This window comes from Synechococcus sp. PROS-7-1 (genome assembly GCF_014279795.1).
Lineage (GTDB): Bacteria > Cyanobacteriota > Cyanobacteriia > PCC-6307 > Cyanobiaceae > Synechococcus_C.
This window is the reverse complement of sequence record NZ_CP047945.1, coordinates 276,925-302,063: the sequence shown is the minus strand read 5'-3', so window position 1 is coordinate 302,063 and position 25,139 is coordinate 276,925. Positions and strand designations below refer to the sequence as shown.

The following is a 25,139-nucleotide window of genomic DNA, read 5'->3' as shown; positions in this document are numbered from 1 at the left end:
ACTTATGCCCCATAGAATTCAGTGATTGATTGCGTGATATATATAATTTCTTCTTCTTCAAGCATATGGTTCATGGGCAGTAAAAACATTCGATCAAATTGGTCTAATGTACGCGGATAATTGTCTATATTAAAGCCTAAGTTTCTTAAATGAGCTATAGAAAATCCACCCCACTGTCGTATTGTTCCGATACCTTTATCTTTAAGAAAAGCCATCAAGTCACTACTTTTTTCTGCAAGTACTTCATAATTTTGATACGTAGAAGGATTATCACTGGCAACTGAGTGTTTGGCCGGCAACTTAAGAACGCCTTGGTCCTGCAAGGCAGAAAGATTATTATCATATAGAGATGCAAGCCGGCGACGCTTTTCAATATAGTAATCAATATTCAACAACCTTGTTAACAAAATATTTGCATTAAGACTATCAAGTCTACTGTTCCTCCCCCAATAAAGAGGCTGAAGATCTACGCCACGGCCATGATCTCTTACGCTGTAAGCATATGAAGCCAAATCATCATTATTAGTAATTATAGCTCCCCCATCACCTAAACACCCTAAAACTTTTGCAGGATAAAAAGATAGACATCCACCTACTCCAAAACCACCTGCATGAGTACCTTTATAAAAAGATCCTATACCTTGGGCAGAATCTTCAACTAAGGGGACTGAGTTAGACCTCAAAAGATTCATTATTTCATCCATATCTGAACAAATACCGTTTAGTTGTGTAATCATACAGGCTGATACATTGCTAAGATTTACATTCGATAACTCCTTGCTAGTCAACAATCCATAGCGAAAATTTACGTCTATAGGTTTAACTTTTAGGCCGGCGGAAACAGCTGCTGAAGCTGTTGCTATCATAGTGTGGGCTGGTACTATAACTTCAGAGCCTTTGGGTAAATCAAGAAAATCAAAGATTATTTCCATTGCATCAGTTGCATTGCCGACTGTGATGCAATGTTTAATTCCAGTATAATTTACGATTTCTTCTTCAAATTTAGATATTGCAGGTCCACCTATCAAATAGCCCGAACTTAATGTTTCAGAAACAAGATCTGCGTATGGTAGTTCTTTGCAATACTTTTTATAGTCAAAAAAAGGGATTTTCATTTTAGTGAACAATAAACAAAAGGTGGGGTGGAAAACTGTATTACTATATACAGTCAATAGCTCTTTCTACGACTGGGTTCACAATCTTTTTTTCGCTAAATGATTCTTCAATCGTAGCCCTAGCATTGTACCCCATTTTTTTCAATTTTGCCCTGTCCTCATAAAGCTCGATAATATAGCTGGCCAGAGCCTCTGAATCACCTTTTTCTACTAAGTAACCATTAAAATTGTGAGAGATTGGTCCCCTGCAATCCTCAGTATTTAAACCGATTACCGGTATTTGCATTGACATTGGCTCTGTCAAAGCTCTTGGGTAACCGCCTTCTCTATAGTATGAAGGTAAAACAGCAATATTTGAGCAGGCGTATATATCCAATATATTTTCTCTAAATCCTAACCATGAAAAATTAGGAAGCTTTTCCATATCCAGTATTACTTCACTAGCAACTGCATCAGGACTTGTAAATTCTAGCGCGCCTACAAGAAGAAATTTAATTTTTTCGTTAAAATCATAGCACTTTACAGCTGAATCGTAGAATTGTTGTATTCCTTTTGGCCAAATCATGCGGCCAACAAGCACTACCACAAAATCTTCGTTTTTCAAGCCAAGTTTTTCTTTGAACTTCCTGCCTCTATCTTTTAATGTAGGGGTAATTTTATATATATCTTCATCAACATAATTTTTTGTCAGCAAAGATTTTGATTCATTAGCAATACCCTCCTTCAAAAAGTAATCATAGTCATTAGGGTTTGTAAGCCAAGCAAACGAAGAAAGATTAAATGCTAATCTGTAAAGAATATTTCCTAGAAATCGGTAAGCATGTCTGATCTTATTTTTTGAATCCAGGAAAAGCGTGCCTCTACCCCATATAGAGATACAAGACGGAGTTCCCACTATATTTGCAGCAATAGGACCATAAATATTGGGCTTCGTACATACACAAAAACAAAGCGATGATCTTAAAGAGATAAGCTTTGAGAAAATAGCAAATAAGTACTTAAAATCGTCGTATATATTAAAATGTCTATTCATTTTCACAGGGTGATAAGTGGCTCCGTAAGACCTAATATTCTCACTATATATATGTTGTTGAGATCTCGGCGCAAGTACATGAACTTCAAATCCTTTTTCAATGAATTTTATAATAAGCCATTTACAGCATAATGATACGGTAAAATCGAGTGGCGCAACAAGTAAAATACTTTTTCTAAGCATTAAGCTTCACTACTCTTGCATATATTTTTTAAAATAGCATATGTCAAGCATATAGTACCAGTTATCACGAATTCTTTGTTAACAAAAGAAAATATTGACCCACGTGGAGAAAACAGATATGAGCTAGTAATTATAAAGCTTATGAAGAAAAAGATCGGGCTGCTACCAGCTTTTCTTACAAAGCATAAAATAAAATATGTTATCGCCAAGGAAACAATACCGCCAAACAAGTAGAATTGATCTGAAATCTCTAATGTTTCTGCAACAATAGATGACCCAATCGTGGAGCCTCGAATTAATTTTTGAGGATCTAATAAGTAAGTAAGATGTTGTGAGAGGTAAGATTTTGACTGGAGAGCTGAAAATGTATAATTCTCTTCGAAATTAAAAACTGCAGCTGGGTAACCTAAGAGGAAAGGCGTTGAATTAAAAAACTTCTGGATGTTATCCATGGTATATGAAATAACTCCCAAAGAAGAGCCTATTTCCCCTGCGAATAGCAGCACAATGTTACCAATATCATCACTGATAGTATTAATTGCATAGCCGAAATCACGATAAACTCTAAATACTGCCAGGAAAGAAGAAAACAACAACATTGAAGTGCCTGCAACAATTAGTCTCATTGCAGGGATATAGCTTTTTTGGTGACAAAACAAATAAATAAGTGACACCGTTGTCACCATAATAGGGCCGCGTTGTCCTGATATTGCGATAACCAGGTAAGGTAAAATAAATATTGTAGACCGTAGAATGTATCCTCTTGTAGTGCGTGAGTTATACAAAAAGAAAGAACCCGAAATAGGATATAAGAGTTCAAATACCCTCAATATCCTAGGCATGTTTATATTTCCCAGGTGAAATGTTTCTGTGTACCCAAAATTTAAAGAGCCCTTTAGCATGACATATGAATAAATCGACATGCCTATGAATACAGTAAAAAATAAGAGTAGCGAGATGACTGAGTTCAAGCTTTTATTAGTATTTATATTGACATTTAAAAAAGAACTTTTAATGAGATTTATTGGGGGGAAAAAAGAATACTTATATGAAAGCCACCAACCAATAGAGCAAAAACATATGTGTAAACTTACTAGTTTAATAGACTGAGACAATGTATAGTCACTTACAGGTATTATAATGCCCGCTAAAGCAAAAATAGCATTATCAGGAGGGTATTCAAAGAAACCGAATAGATTTGCGAACGGCTGGATCAGCAAAAAAACCAAAATCGTGAAAAGATAAAATCTAAATAATGAAACCTCTCTTGTATTAATAGTCACAACCGAGATAAATATAAATGTGAAAAATGCAATGCCCTCAGACTCATAAATTGAGGATGAATTGATGAAGGCGATAAAGTTAATAATCAATATAGAAGTTAATAATAACAATCTTTTTTTGCTATCGCTCAGAAAAATTTTATAAAGTTTCATAAATTATTTTTTTGAATGATTTTTAGCATAGTGACAAGCTCTGATAAGCTATTGGGTTCAAGCACCTTTAGGGGATTTTTGTAACTATTTCGAATACTTTTGCAAATCATACTGGCCTCAGGAAAGCATTCGAAAAGCATTCTGTAAAGCATTATAATAGTAGGCTCTTTGTCAAAAATTATTTTTGGCACAAATGCAGCAGATGAGAATACACATATAAGTATACTTTGATCATTTATGTGATTGAAGCATTCATTCTCCCAAATTGATGGGCTGTCTTGTTTTGGTATAAATCTAAAATATGACATGTGTTGACTATGCCTTTCCTTTGGGTGCGATCTATATTGCAAACCAGGAAAAACTTTAAATGTTAATTGAATGCTCTCAATTAAGGTTGAAATTTTGTCAGTTGACAAACATGTCTTTCCATTTATCAAAGTATGTAATGTATTTACAGGTTGAGAAAGGTATAGGCATTGTCGAGAAACCTTGTCAACAATTGACTGGCTATTATTAGAATTGAGGAGCATTTTTAATATATTTTCTTTGCAGTAATCAATCTGGATAATCTTGTGGGATCTTTTTGTTGCTACGGTCGGCCTCCACAAATATTCACCTTGAGGCGGTCTCAATAAGTGCTTATTAAACAACAATTTATCTGCTAATTTTAAATACTTGTTCCTGTATTTCAAGCTCGAATTGATATTAGTGTAGGAACTTAAGCCGTCTTCGAAGAGATAAAATTCTGCTTTGGTGAATATTCGCCTAAATAAACCTAAGTAAATAAAGTTAGGGCTGTAGACATACAGGGTGTTAGGGGCTGAATCAATTTGTTCCTGCAATTCTCTATAGAATAAGCAAAAAATCTGGCGGGCAAAAATAAATATCAATGCAACAATGAATTTATTAAACTTATTAATTGGGGGAATATTTAGGTTTATTTTATCTGATTCTGAGTCGAGCGCCATCACCACAGAATTATCAACATTGAGATCACTTTCTGCGGCGTTGATAAAAATTTTAAGGTCCGCACTTTGATTGCTAGAAAGGCAAATAGCATTAAAATAAGTATAATTTGAAGTTAAAATATATAATTTGATATCACGACTGCGGGTGATACTAAATTTCTTGATAGAAGAGCTCATAGTTTATTTAAATATGCTTTAGCCGAATTTGATAAGCAGATAAAAGTATTCATGAGATTATACGATTTAAGTTGTGAACTGAAAGGCAATGACTTTAGACCATCGGAATCGAAAAAAGGATCGAGTATTAAAAGGCCTAAGAATTGACTTATCACAGTTGCAATAGCCGCACCAAGGATTCCATACGAGGGCATTAGTAATATGTTAAGACCAATATTGATAATAACAGAAATGAATTGACTCTTCAGCAAGACATGTTCTTTCTTTGCCAATGTATAGTGAATGGATCTGGGTATAGCTGAAAAAATAAATAAAGAACCTATTAGTAATAACCTATATATCTCTACAGATTGCAAATACTTGCTTCCAAAAAGTATATTAAGCATGATAGGTATTAAATTGTAGCCGAGAATAGCTATCGAGATATAAAGCAATACCAATAGACTTGTAAGTCTCCAATAGAAGTATTCGTATTTTTTATAATTAGTAGTATGCAATTTCTGCATTTTTGAAAAAATTGATACTTGCACTGGTGCGTTTAATATAGATGTCAAGGCTATAAAATTTACCGCCATACTATAAACTGCAACATCATCGAAGGTAAGCATTTTCCCTATCATAACTTGATCAACTTTTGCATATATAATCGAACAAATTGCTGCCAAGGCCAGAGTAAAGCTCATTTTATAATTTCTGAATATTAGAAAAAGAATTTTTTTTATAGATTTAATTGATTCTCTCTTAATCGTAGATTGAGTAATTGAAGGGTATTTAAGTGGATTTATAACTATAAGCTTTGCAATAGATGCTGCAATCATCGCGAATGGAACAAAATATAAATCACACTTGAAATAAACAATACCAGAAACTAGTGTAAGCTCAATCGAATTAAAAAATAAAATCGCTGGAATGATTTGACGCACATTGGAAGTGTAATCATGATAGTGCTTAATAGTTAAGACAAGAGTATTCAAAAAGTAAAATCCAGTCAACGATGCTGAAATAATATAAAATTTGGAACTGTTACTTAATGCCTGAGAGGCTAATAATAGCAAAAACAAAGAAAAAGGTAAAAGGAGTATCTTTCCCAAGAGTGCATTAAACAAAACAGACTGGCTATCAAGATATGCATATTGTTTTGCAATTATCTTATCGTCTACAAATAAAAAGATTGTTGACACAATCAAGGCAAAGCTGGATGCATATTGGAATAAGCCATAATCATTTTTTGCCAAAAATGCCGCCAAAACTGTAATAAGCACAAATTGACAAAATGCATAAAAAAATCTCTCAAAAACATTCCAGCCTATGTTATTTATTATCTTTTGCATTGATAGTGTTTAAATGCTTGTAAGAGCTTGAGATAAATAATATCCTAATATTGAATTGTACTCATGCAGCGGCTTCCAGGCGTTCCAGGGCCAGCCAGGCGCCCTCGCCGCCGTTCTTGTGGCCCTGCCAGATCTCCGGAATGAAGGAGGCCTGCGGGCAGTGCTGATTGATCTGCTCGAACAGTTGCACCCAGTCGATCTCACCGTCCTGGATCTGAAGCCCCTCGCCATCCACGTCGCGCGCGTCCGCCAGATGCAGGTGCGCGGTGAAGGGAAGAATCTGATTAAGAAAGTCCCGGAAGGGCAGGTGCAAATGGTTGCAGGCGAGCTTGGAGTGCGACACATCCAGGCAGACCCGCATCCTCTGCTGCTCGCAGAAGCTGTGGATGAAGCCGGGATCCACGAAGAGGTTGTGAAAGCGCTGCCCACCGAAATGCCAGGGAAACGGGGGCATCGTCTGGGGGATGATCTCCACGTCTCCGCCGCAGTTCAGCCGTCCCAGGCTTTCGATCAGACGATGCTGCAGGGGTTTCCGTTCGTCGCGATCGAGGTGGCGATGTTCGGAGAAGCCCCCGACGTTGGTGACCAGCAGCACCGGGGCCGGGCAGCGGAAGCGACCCCGCAGATCTCTTGAGATGTCGATTACCCGCTGAAGTTCCCTGACGGAGTGAACGCGGTAGCCCTCATCGGCGGTGCACAGATCCAGAGTGTGATCACCGGCGAACAATTCCGGTGCGTGCACAACCAGGCCGATGTCCTGGCGCTCCGGCAGCACCTGATCCAGATCCACTTCGAGATCCTTGTAGCTCAGATGGATCTCCACCAGATCGAGGTTGCTCACCTTGGAGAACACCTTGATGTCGTGATACCTCACCGGCAACCCGAAGGGTTGGCGGAAGCGGTAGGTCCGGGGAGTCGCCGCGGGAGTTTCCAGGTCGGAGGGGAAAAACACCTCGCCCTGGGCCTTGGCCACCGGCAGCCGTCGCCCCAGCAGGTCAGGCAACCAGTTGGGCTGGAGCCCCTGCCCCGGGCTCTGGATGCGCACCATCGCTTCAGTGATCTCGCTCCCGGCCGGGATATCGCAGGCGGCAACCAGGCTTTTGGCCAGCACCTCGCGGTTCATCATCTCGCCCTGGCTGATGCTGCGTTCACCGCCCTGGCCCATGGATTCTTCCACCCGGCGGATGCCCTGGATCATCTGGGCGAATTCCTCCTGCAGCAGGCTCACCTTGTGATCGTTGCCCTCCATGCCACGGTCAAGGGTGATGTGCTTCTCGATCACCGCAGCACCCATCGCCACCGCGGCGATCGGGACCTCAATGCCCCGTTCATGGCCGGAGTAGCCGACCGGTGCATCCGCCAATTCCCGCAGCCGTTCCAGGTAGCGAAGATTCACATCCTTGAACGGTGTGGGGTACGTGGAATTGCAGTGCAGCAGCACGTAATTCGCCCCCTCCTGCTGCAGGTGACGGATGCCGGAGCGGATCTCCAGTTCGGTGGCCATACCAGTGGAACAGATCAGCGGTTTGCCCGTGGCTGCCAGCTGACTAATCAACGCGTGGTTGGTGAAGTCTGCAGAGGCCACCTTGAAGCCCTCCATGCCCCAGCGGTTGAGTTTCTCCAAGCTGGTTTCATCCCAGGGGGTGCAGAGGGGCACCAGTCCCTTGCCGGCGGCGTAGTCGAAACAGCGGAACAGTTCGTCGTCACTGAGCTGGAACCGTTCCAGCAAATCCAGGGTGTACTGCGTCCCCAGGTCGGACGCCATGTCGTTGCTGTCGCCGGCGTTGCTGTACAGCTTGCTCATATCCCGCATCTGGAACTTGGCGCAGTCGGCGCCGGCGGCATGGGCGGCGTCGATCAGCTGAAGGGCGATGCCGATATCGCCGTTGTGGTTGTTGCCGATCTCGGCGATCACGAAGCTCGGTTCGCCGTCGCCGATGCGGCGGCTGCCGAATTGCAGGCCATCTGTGGCGGGCAGGGCCACCGCCACGATGCGGCCGTGGCTGTCCAGAAGCGGCAGGGCGATGATCTTGGAAGTGAGCAGCCCCGAGAGCTCGGCCGGTGACGTCCCCTCCGGAGCGCTGAGGCAGTTGGGATTCATCGCCGCTGTCACCGGGCGGTTCAGGTCGATGTCGCCGCAACTGGCGACCCAGCGGCGGAAATCGCCGTCAGTGAGCACCCCTTGGAGGATGCCGCCTTCCGACACCACGAAGATCAACCGCGACTGGTTCGCGGTGATCTTGCTGAGGGCCGATAAAATACTATCCTCAGCAAAAATTATATACGAAGTGATTGCGTATGATATGCTTATCTTTATAGCCACAACGAAACGGTATTAGAGAAATAAGTCTTAGCCAAAGTAAGCCAATGCAAGACCAAGAGGTGGACGGTTTAATAGCCGACTTTTGCTAGCCCAACAGATTCGCCGTCAGAAACACAAATTACTGCCAAAGGCAAGCAAAAAAAGATTTGTGTAAAGCAAACTACAAAGAAGACTGCGGCGAAACAGTAACACTACAATCAAGCTTCAATCGACAGAAGACAACGTTGAAATAGAAACAGAGCGAACAGCGGGAGAGCGCAAGTATCACTGCAAAGACAAGGCAACTACACGAACACCCGACAAAATGAACAGCAAAGGCTTAGACACATGCAATTAATTTTCGCAGCCAACAAAGGAATCACTAAGATCAAAGTGACGAGAGATCGGAAAAGTGCTAATAGTGAAAAGCCTTTTAACAGAATGGGGGCTAAAAGTGGCATTGCGAATTAGGCCAATTTTTATAGTACTAGCTTCAGCCTTGGGAGTGTCCGCTGGTTGCAGCGCAAAACCGCCGCAATCATGTAGCGAATATTCAAGCGAATTAAACAAAAAAACCTATATCCAAAAGAGCAAAAATATTAGTTTGCAAACAAAAAAAATCTGGAGAGAGAGAGGAGGATGGGGTGGAATCGTAGCGGACAATAAAGGGAATTTAATTATATCCAGGAGCCCTAATGGCAGCTCAATCGCGACCTCATCAGACGGTGGAGAAACCTGGGTAAAGAATCTAAGAATAGATAAATTGTCTAGGCAGGCTAGTACAAGTGGGGGGAATTTAATAAATGGCGGATGTGGAATAATCTATTACCTTAGCCCTAAGAATAAAGCTATTTACACAACAACAAACGGTGGGATTAATTGGAGTAAACGAAGGGCAAATATACTTCTGCCCAATGGGTATCAAGAGAATGAAGAGCTGATAGCCGCAATGCAGCCTGGCATAAGACTTCATCAAGGGAAGATGAAGGGAAGACTGATCACTCCAGCTAGGCTATGGGGCCTTGAGAACAACAATCTGCCTGAAAATCGAAAAGAGCATACAGGCTTAGCACTATATAGTGACAATCAAGGTGAAACTTGGACTTCTTCAGCTATGCTTGATCAAAAAGGCATAGGTGAAAGCGGTATAGCTGAACTTGGTGACGGAGTTTTGTTGTACAACACTAGAGAGCATATGACTGCAGGAGGTAGGTTTTCGGCTGCGAGCATTGATCAAGGCATCACATGGGAGGCGATGAAAAGAGTGGAGATTCCAGATGGCCCTATTGGGAGTAAGTATGGGCTTATGGGTGGATTGATAAGACTACCAATCAAAGGAGAAGATTACTTAATATTTAGCAACGTAGATAGCAAAGTCATCAGCACCGGAACAGTTAATAGTGGACAATCAGACGTAAGGGGGAGAGAGAATTTGACACTATGGCTATCGAAAGATGGAGGAAAGTCATGGACATGTAAATATTCAATTCACAAAGGCGGCTCGGGTTACTCTAGTTTGGCCTCAGGACTATATAAAGACCAAGCATATATATACGTACTTTACGAAGGAAGAGAAAGCAATAGTTCGAACTGGGGCGTATATTTTTCAAGGACAAGCCTGTCAGCAATTCTTGAATCTAAAGAATGCAGTGATAAATAAAATTGCCTAGCAGGCTAGAGTTCAAACAACGAGAGTAGTAGTAATGGAAAATCTCTTTTAGGGAATCGTGCAACTAATGAAAGCCGCCGATAGTTTCGATCCCCCTAAGTGATTAACAAAGACAGAAATAGCAATGTCGCCATCAGTAATGTTGATCCTCGAAAGCTCTCTAAACAACTTTTTGCAGCTCTGCAACATTTTTTTTACAATGATTGTGACTCATAAACAAGCTTTGAAGGATTAGGCAAAGATCTTCACAAAGTTGACTTCCTTGTGAAAGATCTGCAGATCATTCCGCAAGACATGAGGTGAATTGGAGCGTCAGTGGAAGCTGTGAAAGCAGAGCAGATCAAAACGTTGCGATTGAGCATCGCCTAAAGCGTCAAGCAACGAGTATGCCAAAAACGAACCCAACAGTTTGGGGAGGTGGGAGGGATAGGCCCAGAATCAGCGCGTCCACTGCCCTTGGGATAACTAAGGGGAAACTCTAGACATCAGCCCGAGCCTGTCTTCTATTGAAATGCAAGGTTTGGCTTACGAAAACTGCAACCCTTAAGCCTCCTCCGCTCCGGTGATCGAGCTCAAGCCAATTTGGGATAATCCCGATTCATTGTTTGCGTAAATCACTAGCAGCGTTGTCGCATTCTTCTTGAAAGAGTCGGAACAAACCTCTACCGCCACCCTTCATCAGGGCAGCTTTTATTAACTCAAAGCGAGATTGAGCTCAATTTCAGGTTAAACATTTACTGCTCAGTGGTGTTGGATTTGCTCTAAACTACGACAAAGAGCTAAATCGGCAGGTGTATCAATCTCAGGGCCGCTATCGACGATCACTACGGGCCGCCAAGGTGCACAGAAGCGGCTGCCGCTCTGCCGGAAGGCGGATGTACGTATCGCATAGATCGCACCGGTTTCTATGTAGGAAGGCTCTAGATCCTGGCGGCGTTTGCGGGGGTGTGTTGGGTCATGGTTGATGCCCCGGCCATCTTCCCTCCAAAGGAAGCCATGCCAGGGCTGAACGGAAAAACTGCTGTTGATTACCGGATCTTCTAGGGCCTTCAGCACTCGGTCGATCTGCGAGGCGTTGGTAAATGGTGACGTACATTGCAGGAAGACCAAGCGATTAGGAATGGGGCCTAGCTGTTCGAGCACCTTGATTGCATGGAGCAGGGCTGATTCAGAACTGGCGACATCCCCAGCGATCCCCGAGGGGCGCTCCACGACTTCGGCGCCGGCCTTGAGGGCTGCAGCTCTAATGGTGAAATCATCTGTGCTGACGACAACTCGCTTCACATTTTGACTGGCCCGCGCGGCATCGATGGTGCGAACTACCAACGGACGGCCCCCCACCTCCTGGAGATTCTTGCCTGGAATTCCCTTAGAGCCTCCGCGAGCAGGAATCAGCGCTAATGCCACAGGCATCAATATCAATCGGTGGGAATCTAATCAGCCCGCACTACCCGATTGCCAATAATGGAAAAAACTTAATATTATAATTAAGCTTAGTTTATCGAAGGTAGTGTATTTGATACGCTATTAAAATAGAGTTTATTGCGGCTTTGGAGACTAACACTTTATGCTAATAAGAAAATTTTTAAGCATCAGAAATTCGGATTATGAATTCTCTGCAATTTTATCTTCGACGAGATTATTGCGAGTCCTGCCTAAGCCAATTTAAATTCAGGGGTATCCGCAAAATCACCAATTCAACAGATTCAAAACCCCAGATCTAGACATTCCCATTGATACTGGCTTTTCATGGAAACTTTAATATGCATTTAAACCCAAAAATCTATAGATACTTTTATTTTATTTTCCTGATAATACGGCTTTACTTTTTTGCAGAAGCTCGTGGAATTCAAGCTAAAATTTGCCAACCGAGCAGGCCGCTTTATTAGCAGTCTCAACAAGGTTGAACAGGATGCCGTTACAGGCATACATCCCGTAGGCCTCGCGGTAGTTCACCGTGATCTAGTAAGCGTAAAGCTTAGCCACGCCGTAGGGGCTGCGCGGATAAAAAGGTGTGAACTCCTTCTGCGGCACCTCCTGAACCAGGCCGTAGAGCTCGCTGGTGCTGGCCTGATAAATCCGGGTTTTTGCTGTGAGCCCAAGCATCCGCACCGCTTCCAGGATGCGCAGCGTGCCAAGCGCGTCGGAATTGGCGGTGTATTCCGGCGCCTCATAGCCGCCAGGCTTCTGCGAAGCAGTAGCTCACAGCCACATGGCTTTGTGCACCAAGGTTGTAAATCTCATCGGGCTGAACCTGCTGGATGATGCGGATCAGGTTGGTGCTGTCGGTGAGGTCGCCGTAATGCAGCACCAGACGCGGATCGCTCTCGTGCGGGTCTTGGTAAAGGTGATCGATCCGAGTGGTGGTGTTTGCGAAGCGGGCCGGAGGCCCTAGCTGCTGGCCCGGCGTTTGATGCCGTGCACCATATAGCCCTTCTCCAGCAGGAGCTCCGCCAAATAGCTGCCGTCTTGGCCGGTAATGCCGGTGATCAGGGCGGTTTTGGCGAGGGTAGCTGTTGTGGCGGAGGTGGTAAGGGAAAGAGGCATGGAAACTTCAAGACGTCGTTCAGGCACAAAACATCTGCCTGCGGTCACAGCGGACGGGAGCAGAGCTCAACCGTCTCGGCAGTGACGTATTAATTGCGAGCTTCGCATAGCTCAGGCGAAGTCCTGAGCTGATTCGCCTGAAAGGAAGCAAGCAACCGTGCCCGTAGGAGAGAGAGAGAGAGCTTGCGTTTACGCATACGTTACGCATGCACGACGGTTCCGAAACGAATTCGTGCCACAAGACTCAAGGCATCGGAATGCGGGCCACTCCGGCACCCGGCCACTGGCGATGCAAAACCGGTCATTTCTCCGGGTAAGTTCCCGGCCATGAAGCGTCCTGCATCAACACTTTTCCAGCGCTGCCTGCGCCTCACGGCAGCGGCGGGGATCACCTGCAGCCTTCAGGCTCCGCTTGTGAAAGCTCAGGACGCGCAGCAGCAAGACGAACGACCAGTTCCGCTCGAGCAGCGCGCCCAGGTCACCTACGACGCCTACATCCTCGGCCCCGGCGATGGCCTCCAAATCGAACTGCTGGATCTGCCTGAGCTGAGCGGCCGCTTCTCGATCGGTCCCGACGGCACCCTCTACCTTCCCCGCCTGCGCGCCCTTTACATAGAGGGGCTCACGGTGGAGGAACTGCGTTATTTCCTCACCCAGCAGTACGGCTTTTACGTGCGCGACCCTCAGGTGTATGTGCGCCCTGTGGCATACCGGCCGATCCGCGTCTATGTGGGCGGCGAGGTGAAGCGGCCCGGGTATTACACCCTCAGCGGAGAAACAAAGCTGTCCCGCCTCTCGGAAACCGCCGAAGCCAATCGCCTGCAAAGTGGCACCGCCATCGACACTGGCCGTCCAGGCCTGGGCCAGCTCCCCGGTGGTGCCTCTCCTTCTCCTGGGGGCAGTGGTCTCAGCACCTTCGGGGCCGTGTTTCCCACCGTGTTTGATGCCATCCGCGCCGCCCAGGGCATCACGCCCTACTCCAAGCTTGCCGACGTGCAGGTCACCCGCAAGCGCGCCCAGGGCCTCGGTGGTGGGCGCATCCGCACCAACCTCGATTTCCTCTCCCTGATCACCGAGGGCAACGAATCACAGAACATTCGCCTTTTTGATGGTGATGTGGTGAGCGTGGGCCGCAGCACCACTGTGCTGCGGGATCAGCTGCTCAAGGCCGGACAAACCAACCTCAGCCCCCAGTTCATCAGCGTGTTCGTGAGCGGGCGGGTGAAAACCCCCGGTGGCGTCACCATCCCCCAGGGATCCTCAGTGAACCAGGCCATTGCCCTGGCCGGCGGCCCCCGCTTGCTGCGCGGCAAGGTGGAGTTCGTGCGCTTCACTCGCGAAGGTGAAATCGACCGGCGCACCTTTGGTTACAACCCCGGTGCTCCCGCCGATGCCCCCAACAATCCCGTGCTCATGGCCGGGGATCTGATCAACATCAAGGAATCACCGCTCAGCGCCACGGTCACCGTGCTCAACGAGATCACCGGCCCCGCCGTGGGCATCTATTCCGTGTACTCCCTCTTCAACGGAATCTCGCGATGAGCACAACCAATTTCGACGACGAGATCGATCTCCGCCAAGTAGCTGGCGCCCTGCTGCGCCACAAACGTTTGATCGCAGCGGTTGCCGGTGCCTCCGTGGTGCTGTCTGGGATCTACGCCTTCACGCGTAAACCCGTCTGGGAAGGGCAGTTCCAGATCGTGCTCCAGAACAATGAGAGCGCTGCCAGTGGTCGCCTGGCCCAACTCGCCGCCTCCAATCCGATGCTGGCCTGCTTGGCGGGCCTCGGTGGCGGAAGCAGCTCCAGCAGCCTCGAAACCGAGGTGAAAATCCTGGAGAGCCCCTCGGTGCTCAAACCCGTGTTCGATTTCGTCAAAAAGCAGAAAACAGAAGCGGGAGAGAACGTTAAGGAACTCACCTTCACAGATTGGCTGAAAGAGAACCTGAGCGTGGAACTTGAAAAAGGTACATCTGTGCTCAACATCGCCTACCGCGATACCGAGCAAGCCTTGGTGCTGCCCGTCATCGGCCGCATGTCCAAGGCTTACCAGCAGTATTCCGGCCGCGACCGCTCCCGCGACCTCACCCAGGGAGTTGCCTACCTGGAGCATCAACTTGCCAAGCTACTGCCTCAGGCTGATGCCTCCATGCGCGCGGCCCAGAATTACGCCTTAACCAACGGGTTAGGCCTCCAAGATGGGATTGGCACCATCGCTGCAGCAGCTGGTGCCGGTGGTAGTTCAGCCAATCCTTCGGTGGAAGCCAGCCGGGAGGCAGCTCAGAACAAAGTCAATGCCCTCCAGCAACAGCTGGCCTCGGCCCGTGCCGCTGGGGGCAATCGGCTTTATGTGGCGCCCCAGCTGGAAGCGAACGCCGATCTCTACAGCAAGCTGCAGAACCTCGATGCCGAGCTGCAGCAAAAATCGGCCCTGCTGCGCCCCAACGACCCCACGATTCAAGCCCTTCAGCGTCAACGCCGTTCCCTCACCCTGGTGATCAACCAGCAGACCGTGGGGCTTCTCCAGGGGCAACTGCAAACCGCCCAGGCCCAACTCGCCTCCCTCAGCCGGCCGAGAGAGGTGATCCTCAAGCACCGCGAACTGGTGCGCACCGCCCTGCGCGATGAGAAAACGGTCGCTGAGCTGGAAACCCAACTCCAGACCCTTCAGCTCGAGAAGGCGCGCCAGACCGACCCCTGGGAGCTGATTTCCACACCCACCCTGCTCGACCGTCCCGTCGCTCCCCGCAAAAAGCGGATCGTGGCCCTGGGCTTGCTGGCCGGTCTGGTGCTTGGCAGTGGCGCCGCCCTCGTGGTCGATCGCCGCACGGGCCTGGTGTTCAGCATCGAAGAGCTCCAGGGCCTCCTGCCCTGCCCCCTGCTCAAGCACCTGCCTGCCCTGGCGCCTGCGGCTTGGAGTGATGCCGCCGACCTACTGGCCGCAGGGCCCCTCGCCGCCGCCGCTGGCACCGGACCCATCGCCCTGATCCCCGTTGGCGCGCTGCCGTCTGATCAGCTCCAGGCCTTCAGCGCTGAATTGCGCCGGGCCCTGGCGGGGCGTGAGCTGCTGGTGAGCACCGATCTGCGCCAAACCAGCACCTGCGTCACCCAGCTGCTGCTCACGGCCCCTGGCGTGGCCACCCGCACCCAGCTCTCCCAACTCGGCCAGAAACTGGCCCTTCAAGGCACCCCCATGGCCGGCTGGGTGCTGCTCGATCCCGCCCTGGAGCTGGGTTGATGCTCCACCGCTGGCCCGCTCCTGCCAGAAGCCTGGCGTTAGCTGGTGTGTTGGCGTCGGCCGGTCTCACCATGCCCAACCTCGGACATGCCCAAGACGTGGTGTGGGAATTGGTCACCCCAGAGGAAGCCTCCACGCCAATCCCCGCCAGCGATGCCGGTGTGCAATGGCGGACGGTTCAGGAGCCCGGGGCGGCGGAGCCAGCAGGCGTCAACACCAGCAACGCCATTGTCTGGCGCGAGCTGGATCCCCCATCCGATGCAGCTCCTTCCACTCAGGTGGTGTGGGAAGACTTGCCCGCAAGCGCAGACCCCCTGCCGCCAGAAGCCATCGCTGAACAGCACCGCGAGGAATCAAACGGCTCCAACCCGCAACCGCCGCCACCACTGCCTCCACTGCCGCGCCTGCAGGCCCTCGACCGCTCCATCGCCTTCAGCGACGGCAACGTCGGCCCAGACATCAGCTGGAACATCCCCAACGGCCTGCGCTGGAGTGAACGCTGGTTCGCCAGTGCTTCGCTCCTCGGCCAGAGCCGGCGCCAGCCTGGGGAAGACTTCTTTGCCTGGAACAACGGCGACTCCGTCGCCATCGTGCACGCCAATGTGATTCAAAGCGGCAGCTGGAGCCTGGGCCTCAACACCTCCATTCGCAGTGTGTACCAGGGCAGCCAGGCCGCTGGTGGCGGCACGCAGGTGGGTGAAGGCGTCTCCAGCGGCTTCCGGATTGCCACCGCAATCGGCGACACCGGTGGCATCGCCTTTGGTGGTGAGCAGGTGATCCAGTGGGATGACGACACCGACACCGGCCGCAATCTCTACCTGATGGCCTCCAAGGGCTGGTGGCTCGGGGATCAGGGCCGAGGGTTTCCTTTGTTCGTGGCCAACGGCGGCATCGGCACGGGCCGGTTTGCCAACCAGGACATTCTCAGCTGGGACAACCCCCTGCGCTTTGCCTGCATCGATGGCGTTGAAAACCGAACAGAATCATTCTCAGTCGACAACGATCTCTGCTGGAGTCCGATCGGCACCCTGGCCCTGGTGGTGAATGAGTACTGGAGCATGTTTGTGGAATACCGCAGCGGCACGGCGCAGGCCGCCACCTCCCTCAGCCTCGGCAGTGGCATTCCCTTGCGTTTCACCTGGGGCGTGAACTTCGCCGGCAAAAACGAAGTGATCGAAACCAATCAATGGACCTGGGTGTTCCGCGCCAGCCTCGGCTTCTGATTCAGCCCTTCAAAGGCGGCAGCAGCGTGGCCAGCTCCAGCAAGGACACAGCCGGATAACAGGGCAGCTCAGCCCGCAGCAGCTCCAGCTTGGCCCGATAGCGCTGGAACAGATCCAGGGCGCACTGTTCCTCATCGGCGCTGAGCCAGCGCCGCACAAGGGTTTCTTCCAAGGTCTGGTCGAACACACAACGCTCTGCATCCAGCCCCAGAGGCAGATAGCCCTCCTGCAGATCCAAATAGGCCAGCAACCTCAGACGAATCGGCAATTCACCCTGCCGGATCAACGTCAGCGCCTGATCCCGATCTGCACTTTTGGCGTCTTCGAAACGGTTGCAAAACACCTTGATCAAACAATCACGTGCACTCCGGCCCCAGAAATGCACCAACACGAGCCCGTGCACACCCAGAGGAATCGAGGTTGGCCCCTCCACAGCATCAGGCAGCAGCGCGAAGCAGTGGTCATGGCTGATCGCCGCCATGCGCGAGGAGCGCACGATTGGCTTGCCCACATGGCCCCAGAAGCCCCCCTCGCCAGCATCCACGGGCGAGACCAACGGGCGCATCAGCCAAGGCAGATACCACTGGGAACCTGTGGGATAGAGATCGAACAGCTGCGCCAAGCCGAAGGGACTGCGTTGAAACCCCAGATACTCATCACAATCCACCAGCAGGGTGAACGGCGCCTGATTGCGCAACGGGGTGAGATCCAGCTCCCGCAGGGCCTGATCCGGCGTGAGCTCAGCACACAGCCGGTGCACCTGCAACCAGCGCGATCCCTCCAACCCAGCGCTCTGCTCCAGCCAGGCACGGTCGGCATCGCTCTGCACGCAGGCGTGAATCCGCTCAACCCCCAGATCGCGGTAATGCTGCACAAACGCCCGCCAATAGGGCTGCTCCCCTTCGCAAAATCGCGTGATCAGCTGCACGCCCTGCAGGGGAGCAGCACCAGAATCAGCGCCAACCGGCCGATTGGAGTGCGTCAGGGGAAAGGAGCCAAAACCATCAACCGGAAGAAGCGATGTCATCCCTGGCGCCCTTCATCGGCTCTGGGTTGATCCTCACCGATGATGGCGCGTAGGTCGAAGGCTCGGCTCATGTCCCAACTCCTGATCACGGGCGGCGCCGGTTTCATTGGCAGCCACACCTGCGTGATTCTGCTCGACGCAGGCCACGATCTCATCGTGCTGGATGATTTCAGCAACAGTTCGGCGGAAGCCCTGGTGCGAGTGGCGGAGCTTGCCGGGGTCGAGCTCGGCAGCAAGCGCCTCAGCCTGCAGCGCGCCGATATCCGCCAAACCAGCGCTCTGGAACAACTCTTCGCAGCCGCCCAGAGCCGGGGCTGCCCGATTGAGGCCGTCGTGCATTTCGCAGGCCTCAAAGCCGTGGGGGAGTCCGTACAGAACCCCCTGCACTACTGGGATGTGAACGTGGGTGGCACGGTCAGCCTGGTGAAGGCGATGCAGGAGTTCGGATGCCGCACCCTGGTGTTCAGCAGCAGCGCCACCCTCTACGGCTATCCCGACGAGGTACCGATCAAAGAAGGCGCACCGATCCAACCGATCAATCCCTACGGGCACACCAAAGCCGCGGTTGAACGCCTGCTGAATGATCTGGCAGCGAGCGCCCCGGAGCAATGGCGCATCGCCTGCCTGCGTTACTTCAACCCTGTCGGCGCCCATCCCTCCGGGCGCATCGGCGAAGACCCCCTTGGGCGCCCCAACAATCTGTTCCCCTTTGTGAGCCAGGTGGCCGTGGGCCGTCGGCCCGAGATCGAAGTGTTTGGTGGCGACTGGCCCACAGCCGATGGCACCTGCATTCGCGATTACATCCACGTGATGGATCTGGCGGAGGGGCATCGCGCCGCCTTGAGCACACTGCTGCAGGAGCCCCCACAGGTGCTCACCCTCAACCTCGGCAGCGGCCATGGGGCCTCGGTACTGGACGTGATCCAAGCGTTCGAGACGGCCTGCGGACGGCCCATCCCCCACAGCATCCAGCAGCGTCGCCCGGGCGATGCGGCAATCACGGTGGCCGATCCAGCAGCCGCCAAGGAGCGGCTGGGGTGGAGCACGCGGCGCAATCTCCACGACATCTGCCGCGACGGCTGGGCCTGGCAGTCAGCCAATCCTTCGGGATACGGGCCGGGTCCAGCGAGCGCATGAGCGGCCTTGTGCTGGCTGGGGGTGGCCACAGCCATGCCCTGCTGCTGCGCCGCTGGGCGATGCAGCCACGCAAGCGCCCTCAAGGGCTGATCACCCTGGTGAGCCGGAGCAGCACAGCGCTCTATTCCGGCATGGTGCCGGGGCTGATTGCTGGTCTTTACGACCTGGACTCGGTCGCGATCGATCTGCGCACCCTGGCCGACCAGGCCGGGGTGGCCCTGGTAGTGGCCGAGATCACCGGCTTGGATCCAGTGGCGAGGCGCCTGCAGCTCGAGCAACGCCCTGATCTCAGCTACGAATGGCTCAGCCTCAATCTCGGGGCCGTCACGCGCAAGGCCGCCGCCTCAGAGAGCGCCCTGGTGCCGATCAAACCCCTGGAGCCGGCCTTGGCCTACCTCAGCCTCCAGGACCAACACACCCTGGATTCAGCTGCTCCAGACTCACCATTCCGGGTGGTGGGCAGTGGACTGGCCGCCGTGGAAACGGTGCTGGCGCTGCGGCAACGCTGGCCCCACCGTGCACTGGAATTGCAGGTGCGCGCCGAGCATCTCCACCCGTCGATGCACGAGGCCTTGCAACGCGCTGGTGTGCATCAGCTCAGCAATGAGGCCCCGTCCAGGGCCAGCACAGGACTGTTGTGCACTGGCAGCAGCGCGCCCCAGTGGCTGGCCCGCAGCGGTCTGCCCTGCGATCCCACCAGCGGCAGAGTGCTCACCGACGCCACCCTGCAGGTTGCGGGGCATCCGCATCTGTTCGCTGCCGGCGACTGTGCCGAGATCACGTCAGATCCCAGGCCCGCATCTGGCGTGTGGGCGGTGCGTGCCGCCAGTCCCCTGGCGCGCAATCTGGAGGCCGCAACCCGGGGCCAACGGCTGCAACCCTGGCGCCCCCAGCGCAGAGCCCTGCAACTGCTCGGCGGCTTTCGCAACGGCCAACCAACGGCCTGGGCCTTGCGCGGCAGCCAGCTGATCGGTCCCCATCCCCTGCTCTGGCGCTGGAAGCGCCGCATCGATGCCCGCTTCATGGCCCGATTCCGCCGCTCAGCGGCCATGCAGAGCAACGCAGCGATGGCCTGTCGGGGGTGCGCAGCCAAACTTCCGGCAGCGCCTCTAGAGCAGGCGCTGCGGGACGCCGGTCTCGCCGGCGATCAAGTGCAGCCTGAGGATGCCGCGATACTCCCTCTCCAGGCTGATCAGCAGAGCAGGGCTGTGATTCAGAGCGTGGATGGGTTCCCGGCCCTGGTCAGCGATCCTTGGCTGAACGGCCGGCTCACCGCCCTGCATGCCTGCTCCGATCTCTGGGCCTGCGGCGCACGGGTGCTGGCAGCTCAAGCGGTGGTGACCCTCCCCCAGGCGGCACCAGCAGAGCAAGCCTCCCTCCTGGCTCAGACCCTGGCCGGCATCCGCTCGGCCCTCGACCCCCAAGGCACACCGCTGATCGGCGGCCACACCCTGGAGGGCCGCGATGGCGCGGCCGCAGCCCCCCTGAGCCGATCCCTCCAGGTCAGCCTGAGCGTGACCGGCCAGTGTGCGCATGGGTTCTGGCAGAAAACGACCCTCCAGGCTGGCGATCATCTGCTGATCAGCCGGCCGCTTGGCACCGGCGTGCTCTTCGCCGCAGCCATGGCCGGAGCAGCCCGGCCAGCAGCCCTCGACACCGCGCTGGAGCAGATGGCCACCAGCCAGCACCCCTTGCTGGATGCGCTTCTCAAGCTCACGCACGAGCAGCCTGGGGCCATCCACGCCGCCACCGACATCACCGGCTTCGGCTTGCTGGGCCATCTCGGCGAAATGCTCAGTGATCCAAGCCTGCGGGTGACCCTGACGGCGAACGCGATTCCTGCCCTGCCCCAGGCCCTGGAGCTCTTGGAGGCAGGCCACGCCAGCAGCCTGGCCCCCTCGAACCGCAACGCCTGGAGCCTGCTCGACGCAACGGAGCGAGGCGAGCCGCCCGTGACCCTGCTCCTTGGCGACACTCCCAGCGCGAGCCCGCAGGCTCGCGCGTTGCTGGAGCTGCTGGTGGACCCGCAAACCTGCGGCCCACTGCTGATCAGTGTGGCGCCAGAGGTGAGTCAGCGTCTCGAGAACGATCCAATGCAAGCCTGGCGCCGGATCGGCGTTGTTCATTCGGCAGAAGCACCATCGCCCTGACGGGTCAGCTGTCGATGGGCTCGATCGGTGCCAAGCGCGGATCGAGGATCTTGGGACCCATCCCAGCGAACTTCACCGCGATCGACACCTTTTCGCCGCTGCCGAAGGTGTGCGTAACTTCCCCTTCCCCGAAGCTGCTGTGCAGCACCCGGTCGCCCACGCTCCAGCTCTTGCCCGGAGCCGGACCAGCCTGACGACGGCGCACCGCATTGGCAGGGGCACTGCTGGGTTGTTCTCGATCCACCCGGGTGAGGCGATCCAAACGTTGTTCCCGGCGGATCGCCGCACCGCCAGAGCGCGGAATCTCGCCCTGCACCAGCGCTTCCGGCAGTTCGGAGAGGAACACACTGGGCACGGCCGGTTCGCGCATGCCGCCCCAGAGACGCCGCTCGCTGGCATGGGAAAGGAACAGGCGCTCCTTGGCTCGGGTGATGCCCACGTAACAGAGCCGACGCTCTTCCTCCAGCGAAGCGGGATCGTCGAGAGAGCGATAGCTGGGAAACAGCCCCTGCTCAAGGCCCACCAGGCACACCACGGGAAATTCCAAGCCCTTGCTGCTGTGCAGCGTCATCAGGGTGACGCGATCGGCTGCGGTGTCCTTGCTGTCCGCATCGCTGGCCAGAGCAGCGGAGGCCAGAAACCCCTCGAGATCCCCCTCCTCGTTTTCCTCTTGGTACTGCAAACCTGCATTCACCAGCTCCTGCAGGTTGCGCCGGCGTTCCTCCGCCTCATCGGTGCCTTCGGTGATCAGTTCGCTCACGTAGCCGCTGCGCTCCATCACCTGCTGAATCAGGTCGGAGGGAGGCGTGTCGTGAAGCTGTTCACGCAAGCCGTTGATCAACTCACAGAACTGCAGCAACCCCCTGGCGGAACGGCCACCGAGGGAGCGCACCGCTTCGGGATCACTCACCACATCCCAGAGGGGAATGCCCAACTGATTGGCCGCATCGGTGAGCCGCTGGATCGTGGTCTTGCCGATCCCCCGCTTGGGCACATTGATCACGCGCAGCAAACTCACGGTGTCGGCCGGGTTGATCAGCAGGCGCAGGTAGCCGAGCACGTCCTTGATTTCGCGCCGGTCGTAGAAGCGCAGACCACCCACCACCACGTAGGGGATCCGCCAGCGCACCAGGGATTCCTCCAGCGCCCGAGACTGGGCATTGGTGCGATACAGGCAGGCCATATCCCCCCAGGTGAGCTCAGGATTGGCTGCTTCCATCATTCGCAGCCGATGCACCACCGCTTCGGCCTCAGCGATCTCGTCATCACAACGGGTGAGCGAAATCAACTCCCCCTCGCCGCGGGTCGGACGCAGCACCTTGTCGATGCGCTCGCTGTTGTTCGCAATCAAGGCATTGGCCGCCTCGAGGATGGTGGCCGTGGAGCGATAGTTCTCCTCCAGTTTCACCATCGTGCGGGTGGCCTCATCAGGCTTCTGGTCTCCGAAGTCGTCCTGAAAGCCCATCAGGATCGTGAAGTCCGCCGCTCGGAAGCTGTAGATGCTCTGATCGGCATCGCCCACCACAAACACCGACCGCCCAGCCCAGTTGTTGTAGGTCTGGGGATCCTTGCCGTCGGTGACCAGCAACTTGATCAGGTCGTACTGGGTGCGGTTGGTGTCTTGATATTCATCCACCAGCACATGGGCGAAACGGCGGTGCCAGTAGCCACGCACTTGCTCGTTCTGCTGCAGCAGCTGCACCGGCATCAACAGCAGGTCATCGAAATCGAGAGCATTGTTCGCCGCCAACGCCTTGCGGTAACGCCGGTACACGTCGGCGGTGAGTTTGCCCCGCTGCCCCTCGGCATTGGCCTCGAGCTGATCGGGCAGCCACCCCTGATTTTTGGCGTTGCTGATCGCCCAACGGGTTTTTTTCGGTTCGAAACGCTTGGGATCAAGCTGAAGCTCCTGGGTCACGATCTCCTTCACCAGGCTCTGGGCATCGGCCTCGTCGTAGATGGAGAACTGCTTGGTCCAGGACAGGCCCTCACTGTCCTTGAACTTGTCGATGTCGTAACGCAGCATCCGCGCGAAGAGGGCGTGGAACGTGCCGATCCACAGCTCCTTGGTGACTTCCCGGTAGATGCGTGAGCGCAGCTGACGCTGCTCCACCGGCGGCAGGGTGCTCCAGGGTTGGCCGAACTGACTCTGGGCCAGTCGCTGGGCGAGCAGGAGCTCCAGACGCTCCTTCATCTCCCGGGCGGCTTTGTTGGTGAAGGTCACCGCCAGGATCTGGGCGGGATCGGCACCGTGTTCCCCAATGAGATGGGCAATTCTGTGCGTGAGTGCCCGGGTTTTGCCGCTGCCCGCACCGGCTACCACCAGCAGGGGCCCCTCATGGTGATCAACCGCCCGGCGCTGGGCGTCATTGAGGCCGGCGAGAAAGCTCATGAAGCGATGGTACGGACATTGGCTTTTAGAAGCGCCGCACCAGGCATCCAGGCCAGAGCCAGGATGTAACCAGTGATCACCTGCTGCAGGGACGTTTTCAACAGGGTGGATTCCACCAGAGACGACATCAGGATGAACACAGCACAGGCCAAAGCAAGCCTGCAGAGCGGCCCCTGATCCCCGGCCAATCCCTGAAACAAGCGCTGAAAGGTGAGCCCCAAGGCGATCAGCAGCAGCACCAGGCTGACAAGCCCCTGATCGGCGAGCACCTGCAGAAACACGTTGTGCGCATGGGGAATGCCCGTGGTGTAGCCGGGGAGGAACACCTTGCCGGCGCAATAGTCCGACACCCGGTCATACCCCTGGCCGGTGAACAGATCAGGGCCCGCCTGCAATGACCGCAGCACGAAGCACTGAGCCACGCGGGCACGCCCGGCATCGCTTGGATTCAGGTTCGCCAATGGGCTGAAGGGGGCATACAACGCCACGTTGAACACCAGGCACAGGGCGAGAACGGCAGCCGCCAAAGCTCGGCCATGGCGAGCCACCCACCGGCGACGCTGCCAACACAGTTCAGCGACAACAACAGCAAGGATCGGAAATAGCAGCGCGGCCCGCGAGCCCGTGCCAAAGGCCAGGACGAAACTGAGCGCACCGATCAGCGCCGCCCCACGAGACCACCAGATCCGCGCCTCCCAGCGGAACAGCCCGTACCCCACGAGCGCCAGCAAGCCGTATAGGTATCCGCTGCGGTTGATCGTGATCTTTTGGATGCGAAGGGCTTCCTGAGGAAGACGATCGCGCAGGGCAGACCAGGGAATGACATCGAGGTTGCCGTTCAGGCGATCGAATTCCACAAACGGAAGCGACACCACAACGGTGCACAGCACGATCCATAGAGCCAGGGGCCACTGCGCCGGTGACTGGCGCAAGCCTGCGGCAAACGCCAGCAGAACCAGGATGAGATCGGTGGGCGCCGCCACGCTCACCGGATGAATCACAGCTCCCACGCTCACTGCCAGAACGCCGATCAGCACCGCATAGGCCGGCTGCCCCGGCAGGTTCCCTAGCAATTTCAGACTGCACCAGAGCGCCAGGATCCAGATCATCCCCGCGGGATCGCCGCTGCGCTGCCACGCCAGCCCGAGGAGCGAGAGCGGCAGCAGTAGATCCAGCCAAGGGGAGGCCAGGCGTTGGAGCAATCCTGTCAATC

16 protein-coding genes and 1 pseudogene are annotated in these 25,139 nt (G+C 53.5%); 6 read left to right on the top strand and 11 right to left on the bottom strand.

The features are described from left to right. Nucleotides 1-2 precede the first annotated feature (2 nt). From SynPROS71_RS01375 to SynPROS71_RS01350, 6 genes are all read right to left on the bottom strand, one after another. Nucleotides 3-1,115: a DegT/DnrJ/EryC1/StrS aminotransferase family protein gene (locus tag SynPROS71_RS01375; protein WP_186596161.1), complete on the bottom strand. Its 1,113-nt coding sequence runs from the start codon at nt 1,113-1,115 to the stop codon at nt 3-5. A gap of 43 nt (nt 1,116-1,158) precedes the next feature. Next, nucleotides 1,159-2,331, bottom strand: coding sequence for a glycosyltransferase (locus tag SynPROS71_RS01370; protein WP_186596159.1), 1,173 nt, complete (start codon nt 2,329-2,331; stop codon nt 1,159-1,161). Then, complete coding sequence (wzy, locus tag SynPROS71_RS01365; protein ID WP_186596157.1) at nt 2,331-3,767, bottom strand: O-antigen polysaccharide polymerase Wzy; 1,437 nt, start codon at nt 3,765-3,767, stop codon at nt 2,331-2,333. Before wzy ends, SynPROS71_RS01370 begins: the two co-directional genes overlap by 1 nt. Beyond that, nucleotides 3,764-4,912 (bottom strand): hypothetical protein, encoded by a 1,149-nt coding sequence (locus SynPROS71_RS01360; protein WP_186596155.1) that lies wholly within the window; start codon nt 4,910-4,912, stop codon nt 3,764-3,766. The genes wzy and SynPROS71_RS01360 overlap by 4 nt, the downstream gene beginning before the upstream one ends. After that, complete coding sequence (locus SynPROS71_RS01355) at nt 4,909-6,243, bottom strand: polysaccharide biosynthesis C-terminal domain-containing protein (RefSeq protein ID WP_186596154.1); 1,335 nt, start codon at nt 6,241-6,243, stop codon at nt 4,909-4,911. The genes SynPROS71_RS01360 and SynPROS71_RS01355 overlap by 4 nt, the downstream gene beginning before the upstream one ends. 61 nt (nt 6,244-6,304) lie before the next feature. Beyond that, nucleotides 6,305-8,554 (bottom strand): N-acetylneuraminate synthase family protein, encoded by a 2,250-nt coding sequence (locus tag SynPROS71_RS01350; protein WP_186597799.1) that lies wholly within the window; start codon nt 8,552-8,554, stop codon nt 6,305-6,307. 496 nt (nt 8,555-9,050) lie between these two features. On the opposite strand from SynPROS71_RS01350, the gene SynPROS71_RS01345 reads away from it, so the two are divergent. Beyond that, nucleotides 9,051-10,205, top strand: coding sequence for a sialidase family protein (locus SynPROS71_RS01345; RefSeq protein WP_255442469.1), 1,155 nt, complete (start codon nt 9,051-9,053; stop codon nt 10,203-10,205). 750 nt (nt 10,206-10,955) lie between these two features. On the opposite strand, the gene SynPROS71_RS01340 is transcribed toward SynPROS71_RS01345, so the two are convergent. Both SynPROS71_RS01340 and SynPROS71_RS01335 read right to left on the bottom strand, forming a co-directional pair. Further along, complete coding sequence (locus SynPROS71_RS01340; RefSeq protein ID WP_186596152.1) at nt 10,956-11,627, bottom strand: cytidylyltransferase domain-containing protein; 672 nt, start codon at nt 11,625-11,627, stop codon at nt 10,956-10,958. Between the two features lie 489 nt (nt 11,628-12,116). Next, nucleotides 12,117-12,761: pseudogene (locus SynPROS71_RS01335) on the bottom strand (GDP-mannose 4,6-dehydratase); the annotation flags it as partial. A gap of 327 nt (nt 12,762-13,088) precedes the next feature. Here SynPROS71_RS01335 and SynPROS71_RS01330 point away from each other — a divergent pair. The 3 genes from SynPROS71_RS01330 to SynPROS71_RS01320 are packed head-to-tail and all read left to right on the top strand — an operon-like array spanning nt 13,089 to nt 17,220. Continuing rightward, nucleotides 13,089-14,303: a polysaccharide biosynthesis/export family protein gene (locus SynPROS71_RS01330; RefSeq protein WP_186596151.1), complete on the top strand. Its 1,215-nt coding sequence runs from the start codon at nt 13,089-13,091 to the stop codon at nt 14,301-14,303. Beyond that, nucleotides 14,300-15,997: a Wzz/FepE/Etk N-terminal domain-containing protein gene (locus SynPROS71_RS01325; RefSeq protein WP_186596150.1), complete on the top strand. Its 1,698-nt coding sequence runs from the start codon at nt 14,300-14,302 to the stop codon at nt 15,995-15,997. The genes SynPROS71_RS01330 and SynPROS71_RS01325 overlap by 4 nt, the downstream gene beginning before the upstream one ends. Then, nucleotides 15,997-17,220 carry a hypothetical protein gene (locus SynPROS71_RS01320; RefSeq protein ID WP_186596149.1) on the top strand — a complete coding sequence of 408 codons (1,224 nt, stop codon included), beginning with the start codon at nt 15,997-15,999 and terminating at the stop codon, nt 17,218-17,220. The genes SynPROS71_RS01325 and SynPROS71_RS01320 overlap by 1 nt, the downstream gene beginning before the upstream one ends. A gap of 1 nt (nt 17,221) precedes the next feature. Here SynPROS71_RS01320 and SynPROS71_RS01315 read toward each other — a convergent pair whose 3' ends face one another. Continuing rightward, entirely contained in the window at nt 17,222-18,247 is a 1,026-nt protein-coding gene (locus SynPROS71_RS01315; protein WP_186596148.1) for a hypothetical protein, read from the bottom strand. 69 nt (nt 18,248-18,316) lie between these two features. Here SynPROS71_RS01315 and galE point away from each other — a divergent pair, with 69 nt between their 5' ends. Next, on the top strand, nt 18,317-19,384 hold the full coding sequence (gene galE, locus SynPROS71_RS01310) for a UDP-glucose 4-epimerase GalE (RefSeq protein ID WP_186596147.1): 1,068 nt from the start codon (nt 18,317-18,319) through the stop codon (nt 19,382-19,384). Next, nucleotides 19,381-21,534: a selenide, water dikinase SelD gene (gene selD / locus SynPROS71_RS01305; protein ID WP_186596145.1), complete on the top strand. Its 2,154-nt coding sequence runs from the start codon at nt 19,381-19,383 to the stop codon at nt 21,532-21,534. Before galE ends, selD begins: the two co-directional genes overlap by 4 nt. Before the next feature lie 4 nt (nt 21,535-21,538). Here the strand turns inward: selD and SynPROS71_RS01300 are convergent, their stop codons facing one another. Beyond that, nucleotides 21,539-23,926 carry a UvrD-helicase domain-containing protein gene (locus SynPROS71_RS01300; RefSeq protein ID WP_186596143.1) on the bottom strand — a complete coding sequence of 796 codons (2,388 nt, stop codon included), beginning with the start codon at nt 23,924-23,926 and terminating at the stop codon, nt 21,539-21,541. Further along, nucleotides 23,923-25,137 (bottom strand): O-antigen ligase, encoded by a 1,215-nt coding sequence (locus SynPROS71_RS01295; protein ID WP_186596141.1) that lies wholly within the window; start codon nt 25,135-25,137, stop codon nt 23,923-23,925. The genes SynPROS71_RS01300 and SynPROS71_RS01295 overlap by 4 nt, the downstream gene beginning before the upstream one ends. Between the last annotated feature and the right edge of the window lie 2 nt (nt 25,138-25,139).

Coding starts and splice junctions, on each gene's coding strand:
- SynPROS71_RS01375 (WP_186596161.1), bottom strand. CDS start 1,115: ATGAAAATCCCTTTTTTTGACTATAAAAAGTATTGCAAAGAACTACCA.
- SynPROS71_RS01370 (WP_186596159.1), bottom strand. CDS start 2,331: ATGCTTAGAAAAAGTATTTTACTTGTTGCGCCACTCGATTTTACCGTA.
- wzy (WP_186596157.1), bottom strand. CDS start 3,767: ATGAAACTTTATAAAATTTTTCTGAGCGATAGCAAAAAAAGATTGTTA.
- SynPROS71_RS01360 (WP_186596155.1), bottom strand. CDS start 4,912: ATGAGCTCTTCTATCAAGAAATTTAGTATCACCCGCAGTCGTGATATC.
- SynPROS71_RS01355 (WP_186596154.1), bottom strand. CDS start 6,243: ATGCAAAAGATAATAAATAACATAGGCTGGAATGTTTTTGAGAGATTT.
- SynPROS71_RS01340 (WP_186596152.1), bottom strand. CDS start 11,627: ATGCCTGTGGCATTAGCGCTGATTCCTGCTCGCGGAGGCTCTAAGGGA.
- SynPROS71_RS01330 (WP_186596151.1), top strand. CDS start 13,089: ATGAAGCGTCCTGCATCAACACTTTTCCAGCGCTGCCTGCGCCTCACG.
- SynPROS71_RS01325 (WP_186596150.1), top strand. CDS start 14,300: ATGAGCACAACCAATTTCGACGACGAGATCGATCTCCGCCAAGTAGCT.
- SynPROS71_RS01320 (WP_186596149.1), top strand. CDS start 15,997: ATGCTCCACCGCTGGCCCGCTCCTGCCAGAAGCCTGGCGTTAGCTGGT.
- SynPROS71_RS01315 (WP_186596148.1), bottom strand. CDS start 18,247: ATGACATCGCTTCTTCCGGTTGATGGTTTTGGCTCCTTTCCCCTGACG.
- galE (WP_186596147.1), top strand. CDS start 18,317: ATGTCCCAACTCCTGATCACGGGCGGCGCCGGTTTCATTGGCAGCCAC.
- selD (WP_186596145.1), top strand. CDS start 19,381: ATGAGCGGCCTTGTGCTGGCTGGGGGTGGCCACAGCCATGCCCTGCTG.
- SynPROS71_RS01300 (WP_186596143.1), bottom strand. CDS start 23,926: ATGAGCTTTCTCGCCGGCCTCAATGACGCCCAGCGCCGGGCGGTTGAT.